Origin of the sequence: Streptomyces sp. NPDC090077, from assembly GCF_044747545.1 — a bacterium.
In the GTDB taxonomy this organism is placed as follows: Bacteria; Actinomycetota; Actinomycetes; order Streptomycetales; family Streptomycetaceae; genus Streptomyces.
This window is the reverse complement of sequence record NZ_JBIVEG010000002.1, coordinates 93,194-114,356: the sequence shown is the minus strand read 5'-3', so window position 1 is coordinate 114,356 and position 21,163 is coordinate 93,194. Positions and strand designations below refer to the sequence as shown.

Below are 21,163 nucleotides of genomic sequence, written 5' to 3'. Positions count from 1 at the left end.
CCCGGGTGGATCACCCTTCGACGACGGTCCGGCGGGTGTGCCCCGCGTCTATAAAGAGGGGGTTTCGCCCCTTCCTGATCGTCTGACTGATGGGTCGTCATCCGATGCTGAACGCCGCTCTGCGTCTCGCCGCCGCCACCGCCTTCCTGCTGTCCGCCGCCGTCGCCCCGTCCGCCGCGGCCGCACCCGCGGCGGACGGGGACACGAACGCCCCGTGCGGTCCGGTCGTGGAGTACCGGGCCTGGGACTGGTGGCGCACCACGACGAACTCGCAGATCGCCCGTCCGGTGGCGGCCACCGCGGTCAAGGAGCGCTGGCAGTGGCGCGAGGACGTCAACACCCTGTGGCGCGGCGACACGAGGGAGAACGTCGACGAGATCTTCCGGACCGGCTTCACCCCGCGCGGGGACCAGCTCATCCCGCTGGCCGAGTACATCGTCAAGGGCGGCGGCCAGCTCAGCGCGCACCTCAGCACCAGCTGCGACCAGAGCGTCGCCAAGCGGTTCGCGACGTACGGGGCGGAGCAGACCGGCTGGGTCTACGAGATCTACGCGCCGGGCGGCATCGACGTGAACGCGACGGCCGCGGTGAACAACTACCAGTCGCCGTACCTGTGGAACAAGGAGATCGACTTCCCCGGGGGCGTGCGGGGCAACTTCATCAAGGGCGCCTGCAAGTACCGCCTGACGGGCACCGACCCGGTCACCAACGAGAAGACCTGGCAGCAGCTCGGCTGCAAGGACAACACCGACTTCGCCCCCTACAAGGCGGACCCCGCCGCGTACAAGCTCGCCCACTGACACGGCCCGCCGCGAGCGGCGGAGCCCGCCCCGCCCCCGGAGCGCTACTTGGCGAAGCGCCAGGTGACGTCGATCTTGCCCTTGTCGAGGGGGGCGAGGGCCTTGAAGGTGCCGGGGGTGAGGTCGAGGCCGTGGCGGCCCGCGCCCGGGGCCTCGTCGAGGACGGTGGCCGTGACGGACTTGCCCTTGTACGTGATGACGACCTTCCGTCCGCAGCTGGCCGACGGGTACCCGTTCCCGAACATGGTGGGGTCGAGGGCGACGGCGTGGTCGGTGTCCTTGATCACCTTGCCGCAGGCGCCCAGGCCCGGGGAGTAGTGGGTCGCCGAGCCCTTGTAGGTCTCGCCCGGCTTGCCCGGCTGCGGAGAGGCCGTCGTGGTCTTGCCCGGCTTCGGGGTCGGGGGCGGGGTGGTGGTCCTGCCCGGCTGCGGGCTGCCCGAAGGGGCGTGCGACGTGCCGGGCTTGGGCGGCGGGGCCGTGGTCCTGCCGGGGTTGGGCGGCGGGGCCGTCGTCCCGCCGGGCGCCGGGGCGGCGGTCGTTCCGCCCGCCTGCGGAGCCAGGACGGCGGCCTGGGCGGAGGCGGCGGCGGTCTCCGACGCGGAGGCGGTGGCGCCGGTGATCACGGCACCGGTGCCGGCGGCGAGTACGGCAACTGCGGCGGCCGCTGTGGCGATTCTGGCTTTCATCGCTCTCTCTGTTCCTCGGGATGGCGCGTTCCGGGGCGGGTCCGCGCAAGGTCCTTGCCGGCCGCCGCCGGAGTCGGCCGGCGGTCACGGCCGACCCAGGATCACGAACACCGCTAACACGCCGCTAATGTCCGGCGGCGCTCCCGCGCGGCAGTTGTTTCCTCTTGGGAAAGAAGGTGGTAGTTTCCTGATGGGAAAGAACCCGTCCTCCATACGATCACGGATGCCGCACATGACTGCCTACGACGCCCAGACCGCCCTCGACGCCATACGGAACGGCCGGCAGCAGGCGCTCGCCGAGTACCTGCGCCACGCCTACTCCCGTCCCTACCTGGTCGTCGCGGCGCTGGGACTGTTCGCCGTGTTCGCCTCCTTCGATCTGCCGAACCCCCTGAACGTCGCCGCGGTCCTGGCGGGCAACGCCCTGGCCATGGGCGGGTCGTACGTGCACCAGCGCCGGGCCACGGTCCGCCGCAGGACCACGGGGCGGGAGGTCCTCGGGTACGCGGTGGCGAGCGTCGTGACCCTCGTGTTCTTCTGGGCGGTGGCGATCGCCGCGTACTTCGCCGGCCTGCCGGCCCGGCACACGGTCGCCGCCGCCGTCACCGCGCTGGCGGTCGTGGCCGCGTCGTACGCGTTCCGTCCGGCCTTCGTCGCCATGCTCCGCAGGGAGGGCGAGGGCTGATGGACCCCGACTTCGACGAGTTCCTGCACGTCCCGGCGCGGCTCTCGATCGTCGCGCTGCTGGCCCCGGCCGACTGGGTGGAGTTCGGCTTCGTCCGGGACGCCGTGGGCACCAGCGACTCGGCCCTGTCCAAGCAGGTCACCGCGCTGGCGGACGCCGGGTACGTCGAGGTCCGCAGGACGCGCAGCCGCACCGGCCGGCACGCGCACCTGCGCCTCACCCCGCACGGGCGGCAGGCGTTCCGGCGGCACGCCTCGGCGCTGGAACGGATCGTGGCGGCGGCGCGGAACCCCCCGGCGTAGCCGACCGCGGGTCAGCCCTTGCGGGAGATCTGGAGGAGCCAGGGGCTGGGGTTGGTGAGGGTGACGAGTTCCTTGTGCGTCGTGTCGCCGGGCAGGGGGACGATCAGCCACAGGCCGGGCGGGAAGAACCGGCCCTTCGTGTAGGCGAGTCCGCCGTAGACGGAGCGGAGGAAGGCGGGGACCGAGTCGCGCGGGACGTCGCGGAACTCGACGTGGTCCACCGTGATGTCCGCGTCGTCCTCGGGGTAGAGGCGGACGCTGACCGTGGGTGTGCCTTCGAGGTCGACGAGCGCCTCGTGCGGCAGGGAGCCGTCGGGGTCGAGGGTGGCGCCGATGTCCGCGGCCGTACGGCGTGAGGTCCGGTCCGCGCCGATGTCATCGGCGACGGTCATCGTCAGGCGGTGGTCCTGCGCGATCTCGCGTATCGCGCGGACGGCCGACTCGGTCGTCGGGAGGTGAGCGGGTTTCATGGGGGGATCATTCCTCATCGGAGCGGACGCCGGGGCCATCGGCTTCGGGTGAGCCCGCCCCGGCCGCCTCCCCGGCCGCCTCCCCGCCCGCCTGTACTCCCGCCGCCCGTAGGCCCGTTGCCTTGACGGGCGTCCGGGGCCCGGCCCACGATGGCGGCCCGTACACCGGAGGGGGCACCGTGGCCGAGATGCCGGAGCGTCGTCTGCTCGACCTGCACGCGGTGCGCGGGCTCTTCCCCAGGGGGACCTCGCGCGACGCCCTGGAGAAGGCGCTGCGTCCGCACCGGGTCACGGGCAAGGGCGGCTTCCAGGGCACCGAGGACGTGGACAAGTACCCGGCCGACGTGGTGCACGAGCTGGCCGCGCAGGTCCGGGCGGGCACCGCGGTCATCCCGCCGCTGACCCGTGCCGAGCGCCGCGAGCTCCGGGTCCGGGAAGGGCTCACCCTCCTGCGCCTCCTGCTGATGTGCGCCGTCCTGTTGGCCCTCGTGCTCCTCCTGGCCGTGGTCGTCCCGGACTGACGCGGGCGGCGGCCGGGCCCGGTGCCACCGCCGCCGGGCCGCCGGTCCGCGTCTGGCGACGGCGTGCAAACCTGGGCCGGTGAATGAAGCCCTCTCCGCCGCCCTCCAGCGCGCCTCCCGCCACCAGCACCGCTTCGAAGCCCGCTTCGCCGCCTACTTCGACTCCCTGACCGACCCCGCGGGCGGCACGTTCGAGATCCCGCCCCACGGAGCCTTCCCCGCCCGTGCGCTCGACCTCGTGCGCGACATGTCGCTGCGCGGCGGCAAACGGCTCCGCGTGGTCCTCCTGCACGAGGCGGCCTCGCTGGTGACCGAGGAGGACGTACCGGGTCTGGACGACGCGGCCATCAGCATCGAACTGCTGCAGACCCACGGCCTGATCCACGACGACATCATCGACGACGCGCCCGTCCGCCGCGGGGCCCCGTCCACCTACTACGCCTACCGCCGGACGTTCCCCGACCGGCCCGACACCGCCCTCGCCATGGCCCTCCTCGCCGGTGACCTCGCGGCCTTCCTGTCCCTGCGGGTGCTGCTCACCGGCGGCCTGCCCGCCGACCGCGCGCTGGCCCTGGCCGCCGTGCACGCCGACACGGCGGCCGCGACCGTCACCGGGCAGATGATCGACCTGGAACGCGACTTCCACCCCGACCCCGGCACCGAGTTCCTGCACGCGGTCACCGAGTTCAAGTCCACCCGCTACTCGGTGCTCGCCCCGCTGCGCATGGGCCTGCTCGCCGCCGGCACCGACCACGCCCCGTACGACGCCGAACTGCGGCGCTACGCGACCGCACTGGGGATCGCCAACCAGATCCACGACGACTGGCTCGACCTGTTCGGCGATCCGGCCGCCCTCGGCAAGCCGACCGGTTCCGACATCCGCTCGGGCCGCCGCAGCTACGCCGTCACCGCCCTCCGGTCCGTCTGCGACGACGCCGAGCGCACGCTGCTGGACGGGGCCTCGGGAGACCCGGGCTGCGACGAGGAGACCCTCGACCGCATACGGAGCATCGCGCGGGCGCACGGGGTCGACCGCCGGCTCCGCGACGACGCCCACGAACACGCCCGCCGGGCCGGGGCCCAGGCCGCCACCTGGCGGGAGCGCTGGCGCCCGGAGGCCGTGGCGTTCTTCGAGCACATGCCGGTCTGGAGCGTCACCCGGGACCGGTGACCCTCGGCGTCAGAGCCCAACGTCCCTGAGGCGCAGGGCCGTTCGGCCCTGTGCCCGGGGCGCCGGGGTTCGTACGCTCGGCGCATGGAAACGATCAAGAAGGTCCGGTTAGCCCCCGTCGTCTGCCTGGCCCTGGCCGGGGTGCTCGCCCCCGCGCCCACGGCCGCCTCGGCCGCCGCACCGGCGGGTACGTCGCTGGCGCCCGCCGGCCACCGCTTCGACGCCGTGGCCGGACAGCCCGTCACGTTCGACGCCGGGCCGATATCCGTCACCTGCGCCCGCTCCTCCTCCACGGGCAACACGCTCCCCGCCGGGTCCGCCGCCACCAACCCCTCGGGGCCGGTCTCGCTGCGGATCGAGCCGCCGGTCTTCCAGGACTGCACCACCGACGCGCCGGGCCTGCGGGTGTCGGTGGAGACCAACGAGGACCACGGACCCTGGGAACTGCGGCTCCAGTACGCCGCCTCGGGCACCACCGGGCGCCTGACGATGCCGGCCGGCGGCTTCGTCCTGCGGACCAGCGGGCTGCTGTCCTGCACCGCCACGGCCGCCCCAGGCGCCGCCGCCTCGCTCCCGGCCCGCTGGGACCCCGAGGCCCCCGCCCTGGGGCTGACCGCCGCACCCGTGCCGATCAGGCTGGAGGGCGGGTTCTTCTGCCCGAGCTCCATCGCGTCGGCCGCCATCTCGGCGGCGTACACGGTGCGCGACACCACCGACCCCGCCCGTCGGATCACGGCCGGCCCGGCCGGCTGAGCAGGGCCTCTCCCCGCGCCCGGACGCCCCGCGCCCGAACCACGAGGCGATCCTGCCGGGACACCAGGGCCACATCGCCGCACTCACCGGAACGCTCACACGTCGCGGCGCCTCACGACGAGCACCGCGAGTGCCACCGCGATCAGCGGCCAGAGCGCGTACACGGTCCAGGAGCCGGGGACCGTGGCGCCCTGGTCGGACGCGGCCTGTCGAACACCGAGATCGCCGAGCACCTCTTCATCACGGTGGCCACCGCCAAGTCGCACGTGTCACGGCTGCTCGCCAAACTGGGCGCCCGGGACCGCGTCCAGCTCGTCATCACCGCCTACGAGACGGGGCTCGTCACCCCGCCCCGCTGATGGGGACGGCGGACCGGCCGTCAAGGCGGTCCAGGTCCAGCTCAACCGGTACGGCGGTGGCTGACCGTCGACGGCGTCGTCGGCCCGGCCACCGGGCAGCCCCTGCTGACCGGTTCCGGGTCGGGTTCGGGCGGCCGCGACGGCGGCACCCTCCTGACGCACGCGCCGACGAGCAGCCTGTTCCGTGACGCCGGCGGCATCGGCTGGAGCTCGTCCGGCAACCGCTCCGACGGCAACAACTCCTCCCGCACCTCCTTCGACGGACTGCGCCGCGGCTCCGCGGAAGGCGCCGTGGCCCTGCGCGCGGCAAGTAACTGCGCGCTCACCGTCACCGGCGGCACGGAGCCCGGCCACGCCGCCGGGACGTACAGCCACGGCAACGGCAACGGTTACGAGCTCGACTTCAGCCCGTCCTCGTGCCTGAGCTCCTACATCACCGCGACCTTCGCCTCCGCCGGGCCGCGGGGCGACGGCGCCGCCCTCTACAAGGCCCCGAACGGCAACGTCTTCGCCCGTGAGGCCAGCCCACTGGACGTGACGTTCAGTGGGCTGAGCCCCCGCGACGACACTGCCGGGGTGCCGGGACCGAGGTCCCGGCACCCCGTTGGCGGTTCGTTGGCGGACTGTTCGACGCCGCTGAGAAGCTCCCCCGACACGGCCGGACGGGCCGAGATCGGGGGACACGGGATGAACACGGACACGCCGTCGAACAGTTCGCCGCCGAGGCCGTCAGGGAGCCGGCCTGCGGAGGACGCCCCTGCCCCGTCGAGGCCGCCGCAGCACCCACCTGCCAGCGGAGGCACGAGCGCACCGCCTGCGCCGAGGCCGACCCCGGACCAGCGGTCAAGGACGGCGCACACGTGCGGAAGGCTCCACCCGCCCGACGGCTCGACTGCGCCAGCTCCATGCCGCGTGCCCGATGAGGGTCAGGGCGGCGACGCATGCCGCGGCGCGAGTCACGTTCCAGGTGACAGCGAAGACCGCCCCTTCCGAGGCCGCCTCTACGTTCAATCGCTGGGTTGCCTCGAAAAAGGCAATGAACGGAACGAGTAGACGGAACAGAAGGCCACCGACTCCTGGCGTTCGCGCGACGTTTCCCATGAGCCCTAGAGGTGCACCAAATACGAAAGCCGCTATTCCCCAGATGAAAATCTGCCCTCCGTTGGAGGATTCGGATTCCATCTGCATTTCGGCCGGAATGGAGGTGGCCTGTTCCATTCCGGCCGGAATGGTAGGATTCATCTCCTTGAAGACGTAATACGTAACGACACCGATGGCTAATCCAAACGCTGCCAGCAGTGCCGATTCGATCTTGGATCGGCGACAATACCCCACCAGGAACGCGTAGCAAGCCCACGGCCAACCGCTGGAAAAGACAATACTCGCGGCGACGCAGGCTGGATTATGCCATTTTCCGACAACGGGACCCGCCAAGCCGAGTAGCAAACCCGTGACGAGGGCCACGGTCACCGGAACAATGCGAGCACGTGCAAAGCCTGTGATTGTTCTTCTCCCGTTCAGTGGGTAAGTCCGAGTTGGAGGCAGCGCTGCTCTCCGGGGCTGCACGGGCGGCCGTACAGCCCCGGAGCGGGCTACCAACTTACCGCACTTTAAACGGAGTTACTGTTCAGCGCGGGCGATCAGGAACTAATCGACGCTGTAGTAGCTGGAGCAGGTGTAGGCGAGACCCGCAGTGAGGTTCGCGTTGGAGGTGCCGCCGGCCGGCGCCCAGGCGCGACGCGTGTCGCCCGCGAGCTTCACCGTGGACGAATGCCCCTTCGATCCGTGAAGATAGTTCGAGTAGCAGTACTTGTTGACTACTCCAGGGCTGACCTCCCTCGCGGACCATCCGTAACACCACGTGCCGCCGCTGGACGGGCTGATGCATGCCTGCGACTGCGGGCCGAAAGAGGCAGTAGCCGCATCCATCCTGAACGTCACCACACCCCATTCGGAGGGATTGCCCAGCTCTGCAGGCGGCTGGGTGCCGTCCCCACGGTGGTGGACGGTGACACTTGCTCCGAAGGAGCTGGCGGTTGCGGGCGCATCCGCAGCGGCTGGCGTTGTGAGGCTTAAGGCTGCAAGGGCCGCGCTCGTGATGGCGAAAGCGGCAGATCTACCAACAGTCTTCATGATTCCCCTCCCCTGATTCCCCGTGTTGGGAACGAGGGAGATCCTCCATGGGTCGGCACCTGCCTACAATCGAAAATCGAGTTTACTGGCTCGAATTCAGCATGCCCCATTTGGGGTTATTGTGGCGATATTTGTGGATTTTTCATTAGTTGTTTTGGTTGGATTAAAGCGGAATTTCGCTACTTTTTGGCTGAGGTCGCCTTTTCGCTCGGTGATGATCGATGGCCGATACCAGTAGCCCAATCGGCGTGTCGCGTGGGTGGAGACCTGGGGCGCCCTCGACCCTTACGGCGGGCAAACGTGGCGACGCGGCCATGAGCCGCCAGGCCGCCTTTCCGGCACGGAACGCGTGGTCCACCGGCCCGTCGAGGCCGACACCAGGTCAAGCGGGCACGTGTTCCAGCTCTTCGGAGTCCGTGCACTCGATCTGTTCTGCGGGTCCCGGCCGTCGGAGCTGCCTATCGAGTACTTCGTCGCCAACGACGAGACCAGTGCGGTGGCCGTGGACCCGGGCGCACGGGCGCCGGTCGCCTCGCGCGTGCCCGTCGGTGACGTGGTCCACCTGGATCGAAGGCAATCCCGTGACGACGGTGCCGAGCAACTCCGTGCTGCGCTCCGGGATCGAGTCGGCCGATCCACGAGCCTGCTCCTCACCGGCCGCCGCACCGCGTCGCGCAACGGCGCGTCAGAGGAAGTTGTTGGGCCAGATCATGGTGCGCCACATGTGGGCCACGGGGGAGCCGTCGAAGCCCAGGCCCTGGGCGGGCTGGCGGAAGTGGCGGCCGACCACGTCCTCGAACTCGTCGAACTCGACCTGGACGTCGGGGTCGAAGGTGTACAGGTCGTTGATGGTCACCATGCGGGCCGACATGTACCAGCGGTGCCGCCGCGCCTCCAGGTAGGCCGCCCGGGTGTGGGACGGCGGCCGGTACTCCGCTCCGAAGAAGTCGCTGTACGCCTCGGGATAGCCGTAGCCCACGCTCTCGTCGGGGAAGTAGCGCAGGATCTCGTGCTGCCGCACGGCCCAGGCGACCTCGGCGTCCACGTACGGCTCCACCAGCTGGGCGCCCCAGTGCCCGTGATGGCTGCGCAGCAGGCCTGCGACCGAGATGTCGTGGAGCAGGCAGGCCAGCACCACCTTGTCGTCCGCCCCCTGCTGCCGCGCCTTCCGGGCGCTCTGCAGCATGTGGCGGGTGGTGAACGGGTCGAGGGCCAGGCGGAGCCGGAAGAAGTCGGCCAGGGTGGGCCGCTCGGGCATGGCGGGCAGGGTGTGGTTGTCACCCATCATGAACACCTGGCCCGGCTCCCGGTCGGACAGCCACCCGTCGCCGGAGCGGTGGACGGCCGTACCCAGGGTCGCGGCGGCCGGCGGGCAGATGACGCGGACACGCTCGTGCTGACCGTGAGACACGGACTTCCTTCCTGATGGGGCGCCATCACGCAGCGGGCGCCGGGGATTCGATCTCATCAGCGAGATCAACGGGCCGGGCTCCGCGTTCACCCGAACGGCGGAGCGCACGGCGAAAGATCCCCCGGAACAGTGAGCCAGGCGCACAACGGCTCGAACTTTTCGAACTTCTCGAACTCGTTGAGCCCCCTGTGACCTGTGTCACGACACCGGGCCTTGGAGTCGGGCGATCTCGGTGCGTTAGGTTCAAAGGGAACGAACCCGCCGGCCCGACCAGCCGGCGGGGATCGTCCACGACACCACGCGCAGGGGGAGACAGTGTCCGCGACGGCCACGCACGCACGAGGAGACCGGTCGGCGCGAATACGGGAGGTCGACGCCCTGCGCGGCTTCGCGCTGCTCGGCATCCTGCTGGTCAACGCACTGATGATGGCGGGACCGTACGGCCTGGGAGCCGTGCACCACCCCGACGCCTCCGTCCTCGACCGGACCGTCGAGGGCGTCGTCCAGACCTTCTTCGTCAGCAAGTTCTACCTGATGTTCTCGTTCCTCTTCGGCTACAGCTTCACCCTCCAGCTGGCCTCCGCCGAAGCGGACGGCGCGCGTCCCGTCCCCCGGCTGCTCCGCCGCTCCCTCGGGCTGCTCGCCCTGGGGGTCCTGCACGCCGTACTCCTGTACGTCGGCGACATCCTCATGACGTACGCGGTGCTCGGCCTGATCCTGATCGCCGCACGCAACTGCTCACCCCGAGCGGCACGGCGCGCCGCCTGGACCGTGTACGCCTGCTTCGGCTCCTTCCTGCTCCTCATCGGGCTGGGGTCCCTGCTCGTCCCGGACGCCGAGACGGCCGCCCTGGACGCCGAGCTCGCGGAGGGCCTCACCGGACTGACCGCCGGCTACCGCGGCGACGCCGCCTCCGTCATACGGGCCAACCTGGACCAGCTGCCCGACCAGCTCCTCGCCTCGCTGCTGATGGGCGGCTTCGTGGTGACGGCCTTCCTGGCCGGGCTGCACTGCGGCAAGCGGCGCCTCCTCGCCGACACCGGGGCCCACCGCGCCCGCCTGCGCCGCATCTGCCTGCTCGGCGCCGTCGTGGGACTGCCCGGCAGCCTCTTCATGGCCCTGGCCGCGAGCGGCCCGCTCGGCGCCCGGTGGACGGCCTTCGGCCAGGTGGTGGGAACGGCCACGGCCCCCGCGCTGACGGCCGCGTACGTCTGCGGGATGCTCCTGCTCCTGCAGAGCGGCCCCGGCGCGCGCCTCACCCCGCTCCTCGCCCCCGCCGGCCGGATGGCCCTGACCAACTACCTGACCCAGTCCCTGGTCATGGCCCTCGTCTTCACCGGCTACGGCCTCGCCCTGTACGACCGCCTCGGCCCGGCCTCCGTCGTCCTCGGCGCCCTCGCCCTGTACGCCGGACAACTCGCCCTCAGCCGCCACCTGATGGCCCGCCACCGCTACGGCCCGGTGGAATGGCTCCTGCGCGCCCTCACCCACGCCCGCCTCCCCCACCGCCGCACCCGCGCGACGTCCCCGAACTGACACCCGCGCGGCCGCCACCGCCGCCCGGGCCGCGGATAAATCGGCGGACTGCCTGCGGACCGCCGACTAGCCTCGCGGGGCCGTTCTTCGCGCATCCAGGAGGAGACCACCATGGCCGAGCCGTTCCCGTCCGTCGAACCGTACGCGCACGGCCTCCTGGACGTCGGCGACGGTCAGCGGATCTACTGGGAGACCAGCGGCAACCCCGACGGGAAGCCGGCCCTGTGCGTGCACGGCGGTCCCGGCAGCGGCGGGCGGCGCGGCAGCCGCCGGATGTTCGACCCCGAGGTCTACCGGATCGTCCTGTTCGACCAGCGCGGCTGCGGGGAGAGCCGCCCGCACGCCTCCGACCCGGCCGTCGGCCTCGACCACAACACCACCGCGCACCTGATCGCCGACATGGAGCGGCTGCGCGAGCACCTGGGCATCGAGCGCTGGCTGCTCTTCGGCGGCTCCTGGGGCTCGACGCTGATCCTCGCCTACGCCGAGACCCACCCGGAGCGGGTCTCCGAGGTCGTCATCGCCGGCGTCACCATGACCAGGCCCGAGGAGACCGACTGGCTCTACCGCGGCGCCGGGCGCCTGCTGCCCGGCCCGTGGGAGGCGTTCCGTGACGCCCTGCCGGAAGCGGACCGGGCCGGCGGTCTCGTGGCCGGCTACGGCCGGCTCGTGAACAGCCCGGACGAGGCCGTCCGGGCCAAAGCGGCGCGGGACTGGTGTGCCTGGGAGGACGCCGTCATCGCCCACGAGGCACTCGGCACCCCCGGTGCGTACGGCGAGAAGCCCGACGACGCGCTGATGGCCTTCGTCCGGATCTGCACGCACTACTTCGCGAACGACGCCTGGCTCGAAGACGGGCGGCTCCTGCGCGACGCGGCGCGCCTGGCCGGGATCCCGGCGGTGCTGATCCACGGCCGGCTCGACCTGGCGAGCCCGCTGAAGACCGCCTGGGAGCTGGCCGGGGCGTGGCCGGACGCGGAGCTGAAGGTGATCGACGACTCGGGCCACACGGGCAGCACCGCGATGCGGGACGCGATCCTGGAGGCCACCGGACGCTTCGGCCGGAACGGGCGCTGACCGGCCGGGGCGCGCCCCGGCCCCGTGGTCCCGGGGTGACGGGCCCTCACCCGGGAGTATGGCGGGCATGACCACCGAACACCCTGCCGAGCGGGACGGTCCCGGCCACGCCTGGTTCGCCGCGTTCTCGGACCGGGCGGCGAACGTGACCAGCTCGCCGCTGTTCTACCTCCTGTGCGTGCTCCTGGTCCTGGGCACGGTCGTGCTGCACTTCCTGCACGTGCCGCTGGCCTGGCTGATCTTCGCGGGGGACGCCATGACCTCGGTCAGCCTCCTGCTGCTCGCGCTGCTGAAGAACGCCGACCGGCGCGACGCGCACGCCGTGCAGCAGAAGCTGGACGCGATCGCCGCGGCACTGCTGGAACAGCGCGACGGCACGAGCCGGGAAGCGGCCGAGGCGCTGCGGCGCGCCATCGGTACGCCCGGGGAGCGGTGACGGCTCCGGGCCGGCTCAGCGCCGTCGGACCAGGACGGCCAGGACGAGTACGGAGACGGCGGCCGCGGCGGCCCAGGGACTCGGGCCGCCGTCCCACGTGGCGACGGCCACCGCGACGGTGAGAACCGCGTTGAAGCCCGCGATGCCGAGGGCCGGTCCTGTCGTGAGCCTGTCTTCCATTCGCCCCTCCTGCCATGGCCGTTCACCGGATGCAGTCGGAAATGATCATATGGGGGGAGGCGGGCGCCCTTCAACCGGGGTCGGCCGCCCGTACGTGGGTTTGAGTCGCCTCGGGGGTTGACGTACAGTTCATGAATTCTTCAATTCATTCGCCGGTACGCAGCTCAGGCATCTGATCGAGAATCATGGGAGAGCCCCGGACCGCGTTCCGCCCCGGTCGCCACCATGGCGAAATCGAACTCTTTACCGCAGCCCGCGCGACTGGAAAGCTGTGAGCCGTAAGTCCGGGGCCTATAACGCCCATAACGGCGGGCCTCCGGCCGGCTGCACCACCCCCGGAACACTGATCGCAATCGAGGGCCGGCAAGCGTCGGACCCATGAACAGTGCTGGTCAACGCGTTACAGGAAGGTCGAAAGGCAAGGTTCGCCACCCGCCGCACCCCACTGCGGCCCCGGAAATGGATGCCTCCAGGACCCGGGTTCCGCGGCGAATCCCTTTGGCCCCTCCAGTTTCAGTGCCGAACGGCCGGGCGGTGTAATGGCGCCGCGCGCACTTTCCCCGCACTTCTTTATGCGCCGGTTGACGTCATCAGAGCTCCGATAAACACCGTGCGCCCGCCGCACCGACTGACGCGGAACCGGCCCGGGCTGTACGTTTCTCCTTACCGAAGGCATATTCCAACCCGCGGTCCCCACCGACCGGGAGGGACGGGAACGATGAGCCACGCAACCGAAGTCGACCTCGAGGAACTCCTCCGCCTGGCCCTGGACTCCACGGGCGCCGACGGGCGGTGGAACACCGACACCGACGAGATGTGGTGCCGCCTCACGCCCCGCCCCGCGACCGTACAGGCACAGGCACAGGCACAGGCACAGGCGCTGGCCCGCGAGCAGCGCGAGCAGGGCTGGAAGCTGCACGTGTCGGCGACCTCCGCCTCCGCGCCGGCGGTCCTCGCCAAGGCCCTGGGCGTACTCCTGCGGGACGAGTCGGCGTTCAAGTTCGCCCGGTCCTTGGACCAGGTGGGCGCGCTCAACTCCCGTGCCACGCCCCGCGGAAGCTCCGGCAAGTTCATCACCGTCTACCCCCGCACCGACGCCGACGCGGCCCGCATCGCCCTGGAACTGCACCACGCCACGGCGGGACTGTCCGGCCCCCGGATCCTCTCCGACCAGCCGTACGCCGCGAACAGCCTGGTGCACTACCGCTACGGGGCCTTCGTCGGCCGGCGGCTGCTCTCCGCGGACGGGCTGCTGGTCTGGTACATCACCGACCCCGACGGCAACCCCGTCGAGGACGTGCGCACCGGCCAGTACGCGCCCCCGCCCTGGGCCGTCAGCCCCTTCCCCGCCTCCGTACCCCTCCCGCCGAAACCGCGCACGGAGCCTGCGGGACCCGTCCTGCTCGGCGGCCGCTTCTCGGTCCGGGAGGCCATCCGCCACACCAACAAGGGCGGCGTCTACCGCGGCACCGACGCCACCACCGGCGCACCCGTGGTCATCAAGGAGGCCCGCCCGCACGTGGAGGCCGACACGTCCGGCCGCGACGTACGCGACTGGCTGCGCGCCGAGGCGCGGACCCTGGAGGAACTGCGCGGCACCGGGCTGGCCCCCGAACCCCTCGCCCTGTTCGAGCATGCCGGGCACCTGTTCCTCGCCCAGGAGGAGATACCCGGCGTCCCCCTGCTCAACTGGGTGGCCGAGCACTTCCGCGACGCCGGCGCCGAACGCTACCGGGCCGACGCCCTCGCCCAGGCCCGCCGCCTGGTCGACCTGATAGCCGCCGCCCACGCACACGGCTGCGTCCTGCGGGACTTCACCCCCGGCAACATCATGGTCCGCCCGGACGGCGAGCTGCGCCTCATCGACCTGGAACTCGCCGTCCTGGAAGACTCCGACGCCCTCCCGACGACGGTGGGTACCCCCGGGTTCAGCGCGCCCGAACGCCTGACCGCCGCGGCGGTCTCCCCGACGGCCGACTACTACAGCCTCGGCGCCACCGTGTGCTTCGTCCTCGCCGGCAAGGTGCCCCACCTGCTGCCCGAGGAGCCGGCGGGCCGCCCGCCGGACGACCGGCTCGCCGAGTGGCTCACCGCCGCCGGGGCCGCGCTCCCCCTGCCGGACGGCCTGCCCGAGATGATCCTCGGGCTGATGAAGGAGGACCCGGCCGAGCGCTGGGACCCGGCCCGGGCCCGCGCGGTGCTGCACCCCGAGGCCGGACCGCCCGGCCGGCGCCCCGCGCCCCCGAGGCCCGAGGTCCCGGACGCGGTGGCCGGCATCGTCGGCCACCTCGTCGACTCGATGACCCCGAAGGACGCCCCGCGGCTGTGGCCGGTGTCCACCAAGGCGGGGGAGACCGACCCCTGTACGGTGCAGCAGGGCGCGGCCGGCGTACTGGCGGTCCTCACCCGGTACTTCGAACTCACCGGCGATCCGCGCCTGCCGGAGGTCCTGTCCACCGCCGGCCGCTGGATCGCCGACCGCACGGACCCCGGCTCCACCACCCGCCCCGGCCTGCACTTCGGCGGCCGCGGGACCGCCTGGGCCCTGTACGACGCCGCCCGTGCCGTCGACGACCGGGCGCTCGCGGACCACGCCGTCGCCCTGGCCCTGGCGGAGCAGGAGCCGACGCCCCACCACGACATCACCCACGGCCGGGCGGGCAGCGGACTGGCCGCCGCCCACCTGTGGCACCGCACCGGCGACCCCAGGCTGGCCGCACGCGTCGTCGCCGACGCCGACGGGCTGGCCGCCGCCGCCCGGGCCGAGCCGGACGGGGTGGGCTGGCCGGTCCCGGCGCAGGCCGCCTCCGCGGAACCCGCCAAACGCTACCTCGGGTTCGCCCACGGCACGGCCGGCATCGGCTCCTTCCTGCTCGCCGCCGCGGCCGTCGCCGGCCGCCGGGACTACCTGGAGCTGGCCGTGGCCGCCGGCGAGGAACTGGTGGCCTCCGCCGTACGGACCGGTGACGCGGTCCACTGGCCGGCGCAGGCCGGCGACGTGCCCACGGCCCCGTACTGGTGCCACGGCTCGGCGGGGATCGGGTCCTTCCTGATCAGGCTGTGGCGGACCACCGGCGACGGCCGCTACGCCGCACTCGCCCGCGGCGCCGCCCGGGCCGTCGTGGAACGCGCCTCCCGGGCCCCCCTCGGCCAGTGCCACGGCCTGGCCGGCAACGGTGACTTCCTCCTCGACATGGCCTCGGCCACCGGGGACCCCTACTACCGCGCGATGGCCCAGGACCTGGCCCGCCTCATCGCCGCCGAACGGGCCCACCGCGACGGCCACGTCGTCTTCCCCACCGAGTACGGGGACGTGTCGACGGGCTGGAGCGACGGATCCGCGGGGATCCTCGCGTTCCTCCTGCGGACCCGCCACACGGACTCCCGGCACTGGACCATCAGGCAGCCGGGCTGAGCGGCAGAGAACCTGCCGCCGACCTCAAAGAGAAGGAGAAAGCCATGGAGAACCGCGACCTCGAACTGCTGGCTCACCTGCACGCCCTTCCCGAGACCGACCCGATCGGCGTGGACGGGGCCCCGTTCGCCGCCACCTGCGAGTGTGTCGGCCTGCTGACGCTCCTCAACACGGTCTGCGTGGGCATCAGCTGCGCCTGACCCGGCACGGCCCCACCGGCGCCCCCGCGAGGTGACGCCGAGGGCCGCACGTCCTCCGGCCGGTGACCGCCCACCGAGGCGGCCGCCGGCCGGAGCACCAACCCGCTCCGCAGAGGAGCCGGGCACGGACCCCGCCGTGCCCGGCTCCCCGCCACCACCCGTCCCGCCGAACCACCCGTCCCGCCGAACCGCCGACCCGCCCCGCCCCGACTCCGCAGACCACGTACGGCAGACGAGGACCCGACCATGCAGCCACCCTCCGGTGACGACGCCCCCGCCCGGTCCGCCGTCCTGGCCGCCGCCCCCACCGACCCGGACAGCGCGCGGCCCGGCCACGGGACCGCGTACGCCGTCAGCACCCGCGGGCTGGTCAAGAGCTACCCGGGCCCCGACGGCACCGCCACCCACGCCGTACGCGGCCTCGACCTGGACGTGCCGCAGGGCGAGGCCTTCGGCTTCCTCGGCCCCAACGGCGCCGGCAAGTCCACCACCATCGCCCTGCTGTGCGCCCTGGCCCGCCCCACCTCCGGCACCGCCACCGTCGCCGGAGCCGACGTGCTCACCCAGCCCGACCGGGTACGGCGGCAGGTCGGCATGCTCTTCCAGCACAGCTCCCTGGACATGGAACTGACGGCCGAGCAGAACCTCCACATCCACGCCCGCCTCTACGGGATGGCCCGCCGCCACGCCCGCCGGCGCGCCACCGAGACCCTGGAGGCCGTCGGCCTCGCCGACCGGCGCCGTTCCCCCGTCCGCACCCTGTCCGGCGGCATGCGGCGGCGCCTCGAACTCGCCCGCGGCCTGCTGCACGAACCCCGGATCCTCTTCCTCGACGAGCCGACCACAGGCCTCGACCCGCACGCCCGCGCCCAGGTCTGGGAGCACCTGCGCGCCCTGCGCGACCGGCACGGCACCACGCTCTTCGTCACCACCCACTACCTCGGCGAGGCCGAGAACTGCGACCGCCTCGCCATCATCGACCGCGGCCGCCTCGTCGCCCGGGGCACCCCCGCCACCCTGAAGGCGGAGGTCGGGGACGACCGGGTGGTCCTGCGCACCGGCGACGACCCGGCGGCGCACGCGGCCGTACGCGCCACCGTGCCACCGGGCACCCCGACGTCGCTCGACGGCACGGGGATCACCCTGCGCCTGCCCGGGGGCAGCTCCTGGATCCCGCGCCTGTGCGGCACCCTGGCCACCCGCGGCATCCCCGTGCACGCCGCCTCGGCGACCCCGCCCACCCTCGACGACGTCTTCTTCCACCACACCGGGCGCAGCATCCACGGCGCACCCGACGCGGCGGCCGGGGAGGGGAAGTGACCACCTCCGCCGTACGTCCGCCCGCGACGACCCGCCTGCGCGGTGAACTGCGGGCCGTCCACGCCCTCGTCCACCGCGACCTGCTGCGCCTGGCGTCCCAGCACACCCACACCGCCCTGATGCTGATCCAGCCGGTGCTCTACCTCTTCGTCCTCGGGGGCGGGCTGGCGGCCCTGATCCCCGACGCGGCGCTGGGCGTCGGCTACCAGACCTACCTGTTCCCCGGCATGCTGATGATGACGGTCCAGACCCCGGCCATCATGGTGGGCATCCGGCTGATCACCGACCGGCAGAGCGGCTACCTGCGCGAACTGCTGATGGCCCCGGTACGCCGCTCCACCCTGCTCCTCGGCAGCTGCGCCGGCGGCACCGCCGTCGCCGCCGTCCAGGGCGGCCTGCTCCTCGCCTTCGCCGGGGCGGTCGGCCTGCCCTACGACCCGCTCCTGCTGGCCCTGCTGCTGGCCGGCATGGTGCTGGCCTCCTTCACCATCACCGCCCTGTCCCTGGCCCTGGCCGTCAGCCTGGCCCGCCCCGAGCTGTTCCACATGCTGCTCGGCCTCGTGATGATGCCGCTGCTCTTCCTCTCGGGCGGCTTCTTCCCGCTGGCGAACCTGCCGGGCTGGGCCCGGACCCTGGCGGCCTGCAACCCGCTCGCCTACGGCGTCGACCTGCTGCGCCGCTCCATCGCGATCCGGGAACCGCGGCAGACGGCGGTGGCGGGCATCGAATGGTTCGGCCGCCAGCCCCCGCTCGCCCTGGAGGCGGCCGGCCTCCTGGCGATCGGCGTCCTGGCGCTCCTGTGGGCCGCCCACCGCTTCGGCCGCCCCGAATGAGCGGCCGGCACCCCCTCAGGCGATCGCCTCCGCCGCGATGCGGAAGATCCCCTCGACCGCGGCGGCGTCGTACGGGGCGAACCCGGAGAACATCACGGATCCGCCCGGCTCCGGTCTGTGCTCCAGCAGGAAGTCCCGTACGGCCGAGCGCAGCCGGAGCGGAGCCCTCCGGTCGACGATGAACAGGGGGGTCGGCAGGTGGTCCCTCCGGGCGATCACACGGGTCTTCCCGGCACGGGCCGCGTCCTTGCGCCAGACGTCCTCCTGAACGAACGTCGCGTCCGCCGCGCCGGCCACCACGGCCTCCACCTGCCCCTCGTAGGGCGGTGTGACGACGAACTCGCCGAAGAACCCGTCGATGCGTCCGCCCAGTTCGTGGACCAGCAGCGCCGGAGCGAGGAAGCTCGTCGTGCAGAAGCGGTGCGCGATGGCGAGCCGCTTGCCGCGCAGCTGACCGGCCTCGGTGACCCCGCTGCCGGCGGGGACGACGAGCACGCTCGGGATGCCGGTGGTGCGGTCCGCCGCGTAGACGGCACTGGCGACCGGCTCGTACACGGGATCGTCGCGCAGGTGGAAGTAGTTGAGCACGGGAAGGTACGAGAACGTCGCCGCGTGCCGTTCGAGCTGCCCGGTCAGCGGAGCCATGTCACCGTGATACCCCGTGACGCGGATGTGGTGCTCCGTGAGGAAGGCGGACCACTCCGGGGAGCCGACGTCGAGCCCCAGGTTCGCGTCGTGCAGGAACGTCGCGTCCATCGGTCCTCCCGTGCAGCGCGAGACCCCCCTCCCTCCAGTCTTGCCCCTCCGGGCGGAGCACGCACGGAACGGAGCCGCGCCGGCGGCGCCCCTCAGCGCTCCAGGTAGGCGACGGACCCGGCGCGCCGCGCCTCGTCGGTGGCCTTGAGCCGGGCGAAGCCGGACGGCGTCATGATCCCCTCCCACTCCTCCAGGGTGTGCACCCGCAGCTCGGTGTGCTCGTCCGGATCGAGGACGATGGACGCGATCTGCTCCTCGGTGAGCCGGCCGCCGTCGAAGATGACGCCGAACTTGTTGAGCGGCCAGCCCTTCCCCTGGCTCACGAAGTGGACCGCGAGGAGTCTCTTCTCGCCCTCGAAGACGATGCCGGTCTCCTCGCGGCACTCCCTCACCGCGCACTCCCACGGTGTCTCGCCGGGGTCCATGTTGCCGCCGGGCCACTGCCAGGTCTCCGGGCTGATTGCGGAGCGGAGCTGGACCGGGCGGCCGGCGGTGTCGGTGCAGTAGAAGCCCGCGTACGACGTCGCGTTGGCGATCGTCCTGACGTATTCCTCGGGCGGGATCCAGGTGTTCGTCACGGCCGGCGTACCTCCTCCGAGCAGGGGGCAGCACCCTACCGCCTCCGGGAGCGCAACGCCCGGGCCGGGCGCGAGCCCGTCCGTACGGGGGCCGGGGCGTCCGCCGGGCGGATCCGGGGCGTCTTCGGGGTACGGATGGCGAAAACGCCCCCCGGAGGCTCCGGTTGGGGTTCACTTGGGGTCGGCACCCCGCCCGGCGCGCGGGCTCGGGGGCCGGGCCGTGACGGCGTTCGGGCACGCACGTCACCGTCGCCCGGCCTGCCTGCACACGCCTCCGCACACGTCCGTACCGCGGGGGACCGACCCGTCCGCACCCGTATCCGCTCCGTCACCGCGTCCGTACCTTCCGTACGGTCCGCGCCGCTGCCCGGACGCCTCCGCCCGATCCGTTCCGTACCACCGCGCCGCCCTCACGGAGGCCTCCGGCGCAAGGGGGACACCATGACCGACACCACTCCGAACACGCCGCCGCCGGGCAACCCCGGCGGCCCGTACGGGTACGGCTCCATACCCGGACAGCCGCCGCAGGGCTGGGGCGCGGGACAGCAGCCGCCGCAGGCCTGGGGAGCCGGACAGCAGCCGCCGCTGGGCTGGAGCGCCGGACAGCAGCCGCCGCAGGGCTGGGGATACCCGGCCCCCCAACCCGGATACGGCGGGGGCGTCCCCCCGCAGTACCCCGGGGGCTGGGGACCCGCTGCCTCACCGGAGGAACCGGACGGCTTCCGCGAGTGGTGGTCGGTGCGGGACCTGGCGGAGTCCGGGCCCGGCTGCGCCGTCCTGCTGGTGCCGGGAGCGATCCCGCTGCTCGCCGTCTACTCGCTGGTCCGGTCGGCACGCAGCCGCGCGCACCGCGTCTTCCGCCTGCACCACCAGCCGGTCGTCGACCCTCCGCTGTCGCGGGTCAAGAAGGCGCGCGCGGTGATCGCCGTACTGACCTCGTCCGTCTTCCTCCTCGCCTACGGGACGCAGAACGACATCGAGGACGCCCTGACGGACGGCGCCGTGCGCTTGATGGTCGCCCCGTGGCTGCTGGTGCTGACCGCTCCGCTGCTCGTCTACCTGCTGATGAGATGGGCGTCCGTCAGCGAGCACGCCCGGATGAAGGGCCGGCTGCGCGTCCCGCTCATCACCGTCGCCAAGTACGTGGGCGCGCTGACGTCCGTACCGCTGCTCATGCTGGCGACCTTCCCGGTGATGAACTCCCTGCTGGACGACCACCCGTACATCTCCTTCGCGGGCGCCTTGACGCTCCTCTGCCTGCTGGTGTGGGCCGTGGCGTTCACCCTGTTCTCCTCCAGCATCGTGGTGCGCGCCGGGTTCGGTACCGGCGAGATCCACAAGGCCCTGCCCGGCCTGCTGACCGCCCTGCTGGTGTGGGAGTTCGTGCCCGTCGGCCTCCTGACGGGCGGCATGCCGCCCGGACCGGTACCGCTCGCCCTGCTGTTCCTGCTCGGCGGCCCGCTCACGGTCACCGCCGTGACGTGGTGGGAGGTCCACCGGCTGACGACCCGCCACGGCGTGGTCCTGCGGCCCTGAACGGG

At 72.4% G+C, this 21,163-nt stretch carries 23 protein-coding genes and 1 pseudogene; 15 read left to right on the top strand and 9 right to left on the bottom strand.

All coding sequences use genetic code 11. From position 1 onward, the window contains the following. Positions 1-89 precede the first annotated feature (89 nt). On the top strand, positions 90-800 hold the full coding sequence (locus tag ACIPW5_RS04685) for a hypothetical protein (RefSeq protein WP_401240331.1): 711 nt from the start codon (positions 90-92) through the stop codon (positions 798-800). A 44-nt stretch (positions 801-844) separates the two neighbouring features. On the opposite strand, the gene ACIPW5_RS04680 is transcribed toward ACIPW5_RS04685, so the two are convergent. Next, on the bottom strand, positions 845-1,486 hold the full coding sequence (locus ACIPW5_RS04680) for an RlpA-like double-psi beta-barrel domain-containing protein (RefSeq protein WP_401240329.1): 642 nt from the start codon (positions 1,484-1,486) through the stop codon (positions 845-847). A 232-nt stretch (positions 1,487-1,718) separates the two neighbouring features. On the opposite strand from ACIPW5_RS04680, the gene ACIPW5_RS04675 reads away from it, so the two are divergent. Continuing rightward, entirely contained in the window at positions 1,719-2,171 is a 453-nt protein-coding gene (locus ACIPW5_RS04675; protein WP_401240327.1) for a hypothetical protein, read from the top strand. After that, positions 2,171-2,473 carry a transcriptional regulator gene (locus ACIPW5_RS04670; protein WP_401240324.1) on the top strand — a complete coding sequence of 101 codons (303 nt, stop codon included), beginning with the start codon at positions 2,171-2,173 and terminating at the stop codon, positions 2,471-2,473. The genes ACIPW5_RS04675 and ACIPW5_RS04670 overlap by 1 nt, the downstream gene beginning before the upstream one ends. Positions 2,474-2,484: 11 nt before the next feature. On the opposite strand, the gene ACIPW5_RS04665 is transcribed toward ACIPW5_RS04670, so the two are convergent. After that, positions 2,485-2,943: a hypothetical protein gene (locus ACIPW5_RS04665; RefSeq protein ID WP_401240322.1), complete on the bottom strand. Its 459-nt coding sequence runs from the start codon at positions 2,941-2,943 to the stop codon at positions 2,485-2,487. Between the two features lie 179 nt (positions 2,944-3,122). Between ACIPW5_RS04665 and ACIPW5_RS04660 the strand changes: the two genes are divergently transcribed. The 3 genes from ACIPW5_RS04660 to ACIPW5_RS04650 all read left to right on the top strand — a co-directional run bounded on the left by ACIPW5_RS04660 (position 3,123) and on the right by ACIPW5_RS04650 (position 5,388). Next, positions 3,123-3,464: a hypothetical protein gene (locus ACIPW5_RS04660; RefSeq protein WP_401240319.1), complete on the top strand. Its 342-nt coding sequence runs from the start codon at positions 3,123-3,125 to the stop codon at positions 3,462-3,464. A 79-nt stretch (positions 3,465-3,543) separates the two neighbouring features. Next, a complete protein-coding gene (locus ACIPW5_RS04655) occupies positions 3,544-4,635 on the top strand; it encodes a polyprenyl synthetase family protein (protein ID WP_401240317.1) in 1,092 nt (363 codons plus the stop codon). Positions 4,636-4,719: 84 nt separating this feature from the next. Next, the gene (locus ACIPW5_RS04650; protein WP_401240314.1) at positions 4,720-5,388 is read left to right on the top strand and encodes a hypothetical protein; all 669 of its coding nucleotides are present in this window, start codon (positions 4,720-4,722) and stop codon (positions 5,386-5,388) included. 95 nt (positions 5,389-5,483) lie between these two features. Here the strand turns inward: ACIPW5_RS04650 and ACIPW5_RS04645 are convergent, their stop codons facing one another. Then, positions 5,484-5,621 (bottom strand): hypothetical protein, encoded by a 138-nt coding sequence (locus ACIPW5_RS04645; protein ID WP_401240313.1) that lies wholly within the window; start codon positions 5,619-5,621, stop codon positions 5,484-5,486. On the opposite strand from ACIPW5_RS04645, the pseudogene ACIPW5_RS04640 reads away from it, so the two are divergent. Further along, a pseudogene (locus ACIPW5_RS04640) lies at positions 5,577-5,747 on the top strand (response regulator transcription factor); the annotation flags it as partial. The gene ACIPW5_RS04645 and the pseudogene ACIPW5_RS04640 sit on opposite strands and share 45 nt — an antisense overlap. 843 nt (positions 5,748-6,590) lie before the next feature. On the opposite strand, the gene ACIPW5_RS04635 reads toward ACIPW5_RS04640, so the two are convergent. The 3 genes from ACIPW5_RS04635 to ACIPW5_RS04625 all read right to left on the bottom strand — a co-directional run bounded on the left by ACIPW5_RS04635 (position 6,591) and on the right by ACIPW5_RS04625 (position 9,291). Further along, positions 6,591-7,217, bottom strand: coding sequence for a hypothetical protein (locus ACIPW5_RS04635; RefSeq protein ID WP_401240312.1), 627 nt, complete (start codon positions 7,215-7,217; stop codon positions 6,591-6,593). A 177-nt stretch (positions 7,218-7,394) separates the two neighbouring features. Then, positions 7,395-7,880: a lactococcin 972 family bacteriocin gene (locus ACIPW5_RS04630; RefSeq protein WP_401240309.1), complete on the bottom strand. Its 486-nt coding sequence runs from the start codon at positions 7,878-7,880 to the stop codon at positions 7,395-7,397. 685 nt (positions 7,881-8,565) lie between these two features. Then, a complete protein-coding gene (locus ACIPW5_RS04625) occupies positions 8,566-9,291 on the bottom strand; it encodes a hypothetical protein (RefSeq protein WP_401240307.1) in 726 nt (241 codons plus the stop codon). 315 nt (positions 9,292-9,606) lie between these two features. On the opposite strand from ACIPW5_RS04625, the gene ACIPW5_RS04620 reads away from it, so the two are divergent. From ACIPW5_RS04620 to ACIPW5_RS04610, 3 genes are all read left to right on the top strand, one after another. After that, positions 9,607-10,827, top strand: coding sequence for a DUF418 domain-containing protein (locus ACIPW5_RS04620; protein WP_401240305.1), 1,221 nt, complete (start codon positions 9,607-9,609; stop codon positions 10,825-10,827). 111 nt (positions 10,828-10,938) lie between these two features. Beyond that, positions 10,939-11,904 carry a prolyl aminopeptidase gene (pip, locus tag ACIPW5_RS04615; RefSeq protein ID WP_401240303.1) on the top strand — a complete coding sequence of 322 codons (966 nt, stop codon included), beginning with the start codon at positions 10,939-10,941 and terminating at the stop codon, positions 11,902-11,904. Between the two features lie 67 nt (positions 11,905-11,971). Next, entirely contained in the window at positions 11,972-12,340 is a 369-nt protein-coding gene (locus ACIPW5_RS04610; RefSeq protein ID WP_401240301.1) for a hypothetical protein, read from the top strand. A 15-nt stretch (positions 12,341-12,355) separates the two neighbouring features. On the opposite strand, the gene ACIPW5_RS04605 is transcribed toward ACIPW5_RS04610, so the two are convergent. After that, on the bottom strand, positions 12,356-12,520 hold the full coding sequence (locus ACIPW5_RS04605; protein ID WP_401240298.1) for a hypothetical protein: 165 nt from the start codon (positions 12,518-12,520) through the stop codon (positions 12,356-12,358). A 718-nt stretch (positions 12,521-13,238) separates the two neighbouring features. Between ACIPW5_RS04605 and lanL the strand changes: the two genes are divergently transcribed. The 4 genes from lanL (at position 13,239) to ACIPW5_RS04585 (ending at position 18,288) form a co-directional block, all read left to right on the top strand. Continuing rightward, positions 13,239-15,935, top strand: a complete 2,697-nt coding sequence (lanL, locus tag ACIPW5_RS04600; RefSeq protein WP_401240295.1) for a class IV lanthionine synthetase LanL — start codon at positions 13,239-13,241, stop codon at positions 15,933-15,935. 44 nt (positions 15,936-15,979) lie between these two features. Beyond that, positions 15,980-16,135, top strand: a complete 156-nt coding sequence (locus tag ACIPW5_RS04595; RefSeq protein ID WP_401240294.1) for a VenA family class IV lanthipeptide — start codon at positions 15,980-15,982, stop codon at positions 16,133-16,135. A gap of 246 nt (positions 16,136-16,381) precedes the next feature. Next, positions 16,382-17,455, top strand: a complete 1,074-nt coding sequence (locus tag ACIPW5_RS04590; RefSeq protein ID WP_401240292.1) for an ATP-binding cassette domain-containing protein — start codon at positions 16,382-16,384, stop codon at positions 17,453-17,455. Next, positions 17,452-18,288, top strand: coding sequence for an ABC transporter permease (locus ACIPW5_RS04585; protein ID WP_401240290.1), 837 nt, complete (start codon positions 17,452-17,454; stop codon positions 18,286-18,288). Before ACIPW5_RS04590 ends, ACIPW5_RS04585 begins: the two co-directional genes overlap by 4 nt. Positions 18,289-18,303: 15 nt before the next feature. On the opposite strand, the gene ACIPW5_RS04580 is transcribed toward ACIPW5_RS04585, so the two are convergent. Further along, positions 18,304-19,044: a phosphate/phosphite/phosphonate ABC transporter substrate-binding protein gene (locus tag ACIPW5_RS04580; RefSeq protein WP_401240287.1), complete on the bottom strand. Its 741-nt coding sequence runs from the start codon at positions 19,042-19,044 to the stop codon at positions 18,304-18,306. A 92-nt stretch (positions 19,045-19,136) separates the two neighbouring features. Further along, positions 19,137-19,622, bottom strand: coding sequence for an NUDIX domain-containing protein (locus ACIPW5_RS04575; protein WP_401240284.1), 486 nt, complete (start codon positions 19,620-19,622; stop codon positions 19,137-19,139). A 441-nt stretch (positions 19,623-20,063) separates the two neighbouring features. Here ACIPW5_RS04575 and ACIPW5_RS04570 point away from each other — a divergent pair, with 441 nt between their 5' ends. Next, a complete protein-coding gene (locus ACIPW5_RS04570; RefSeq protein ID WP_401240281.1) occupies positions 20,064-21,158 on the top strand; it encodes a hypothetical protein in 1,095 nt (364 codons plus the stop codon). The last annotated feature ends 5 nt before the right edge of the window (positions 21,159-21,163 follow it).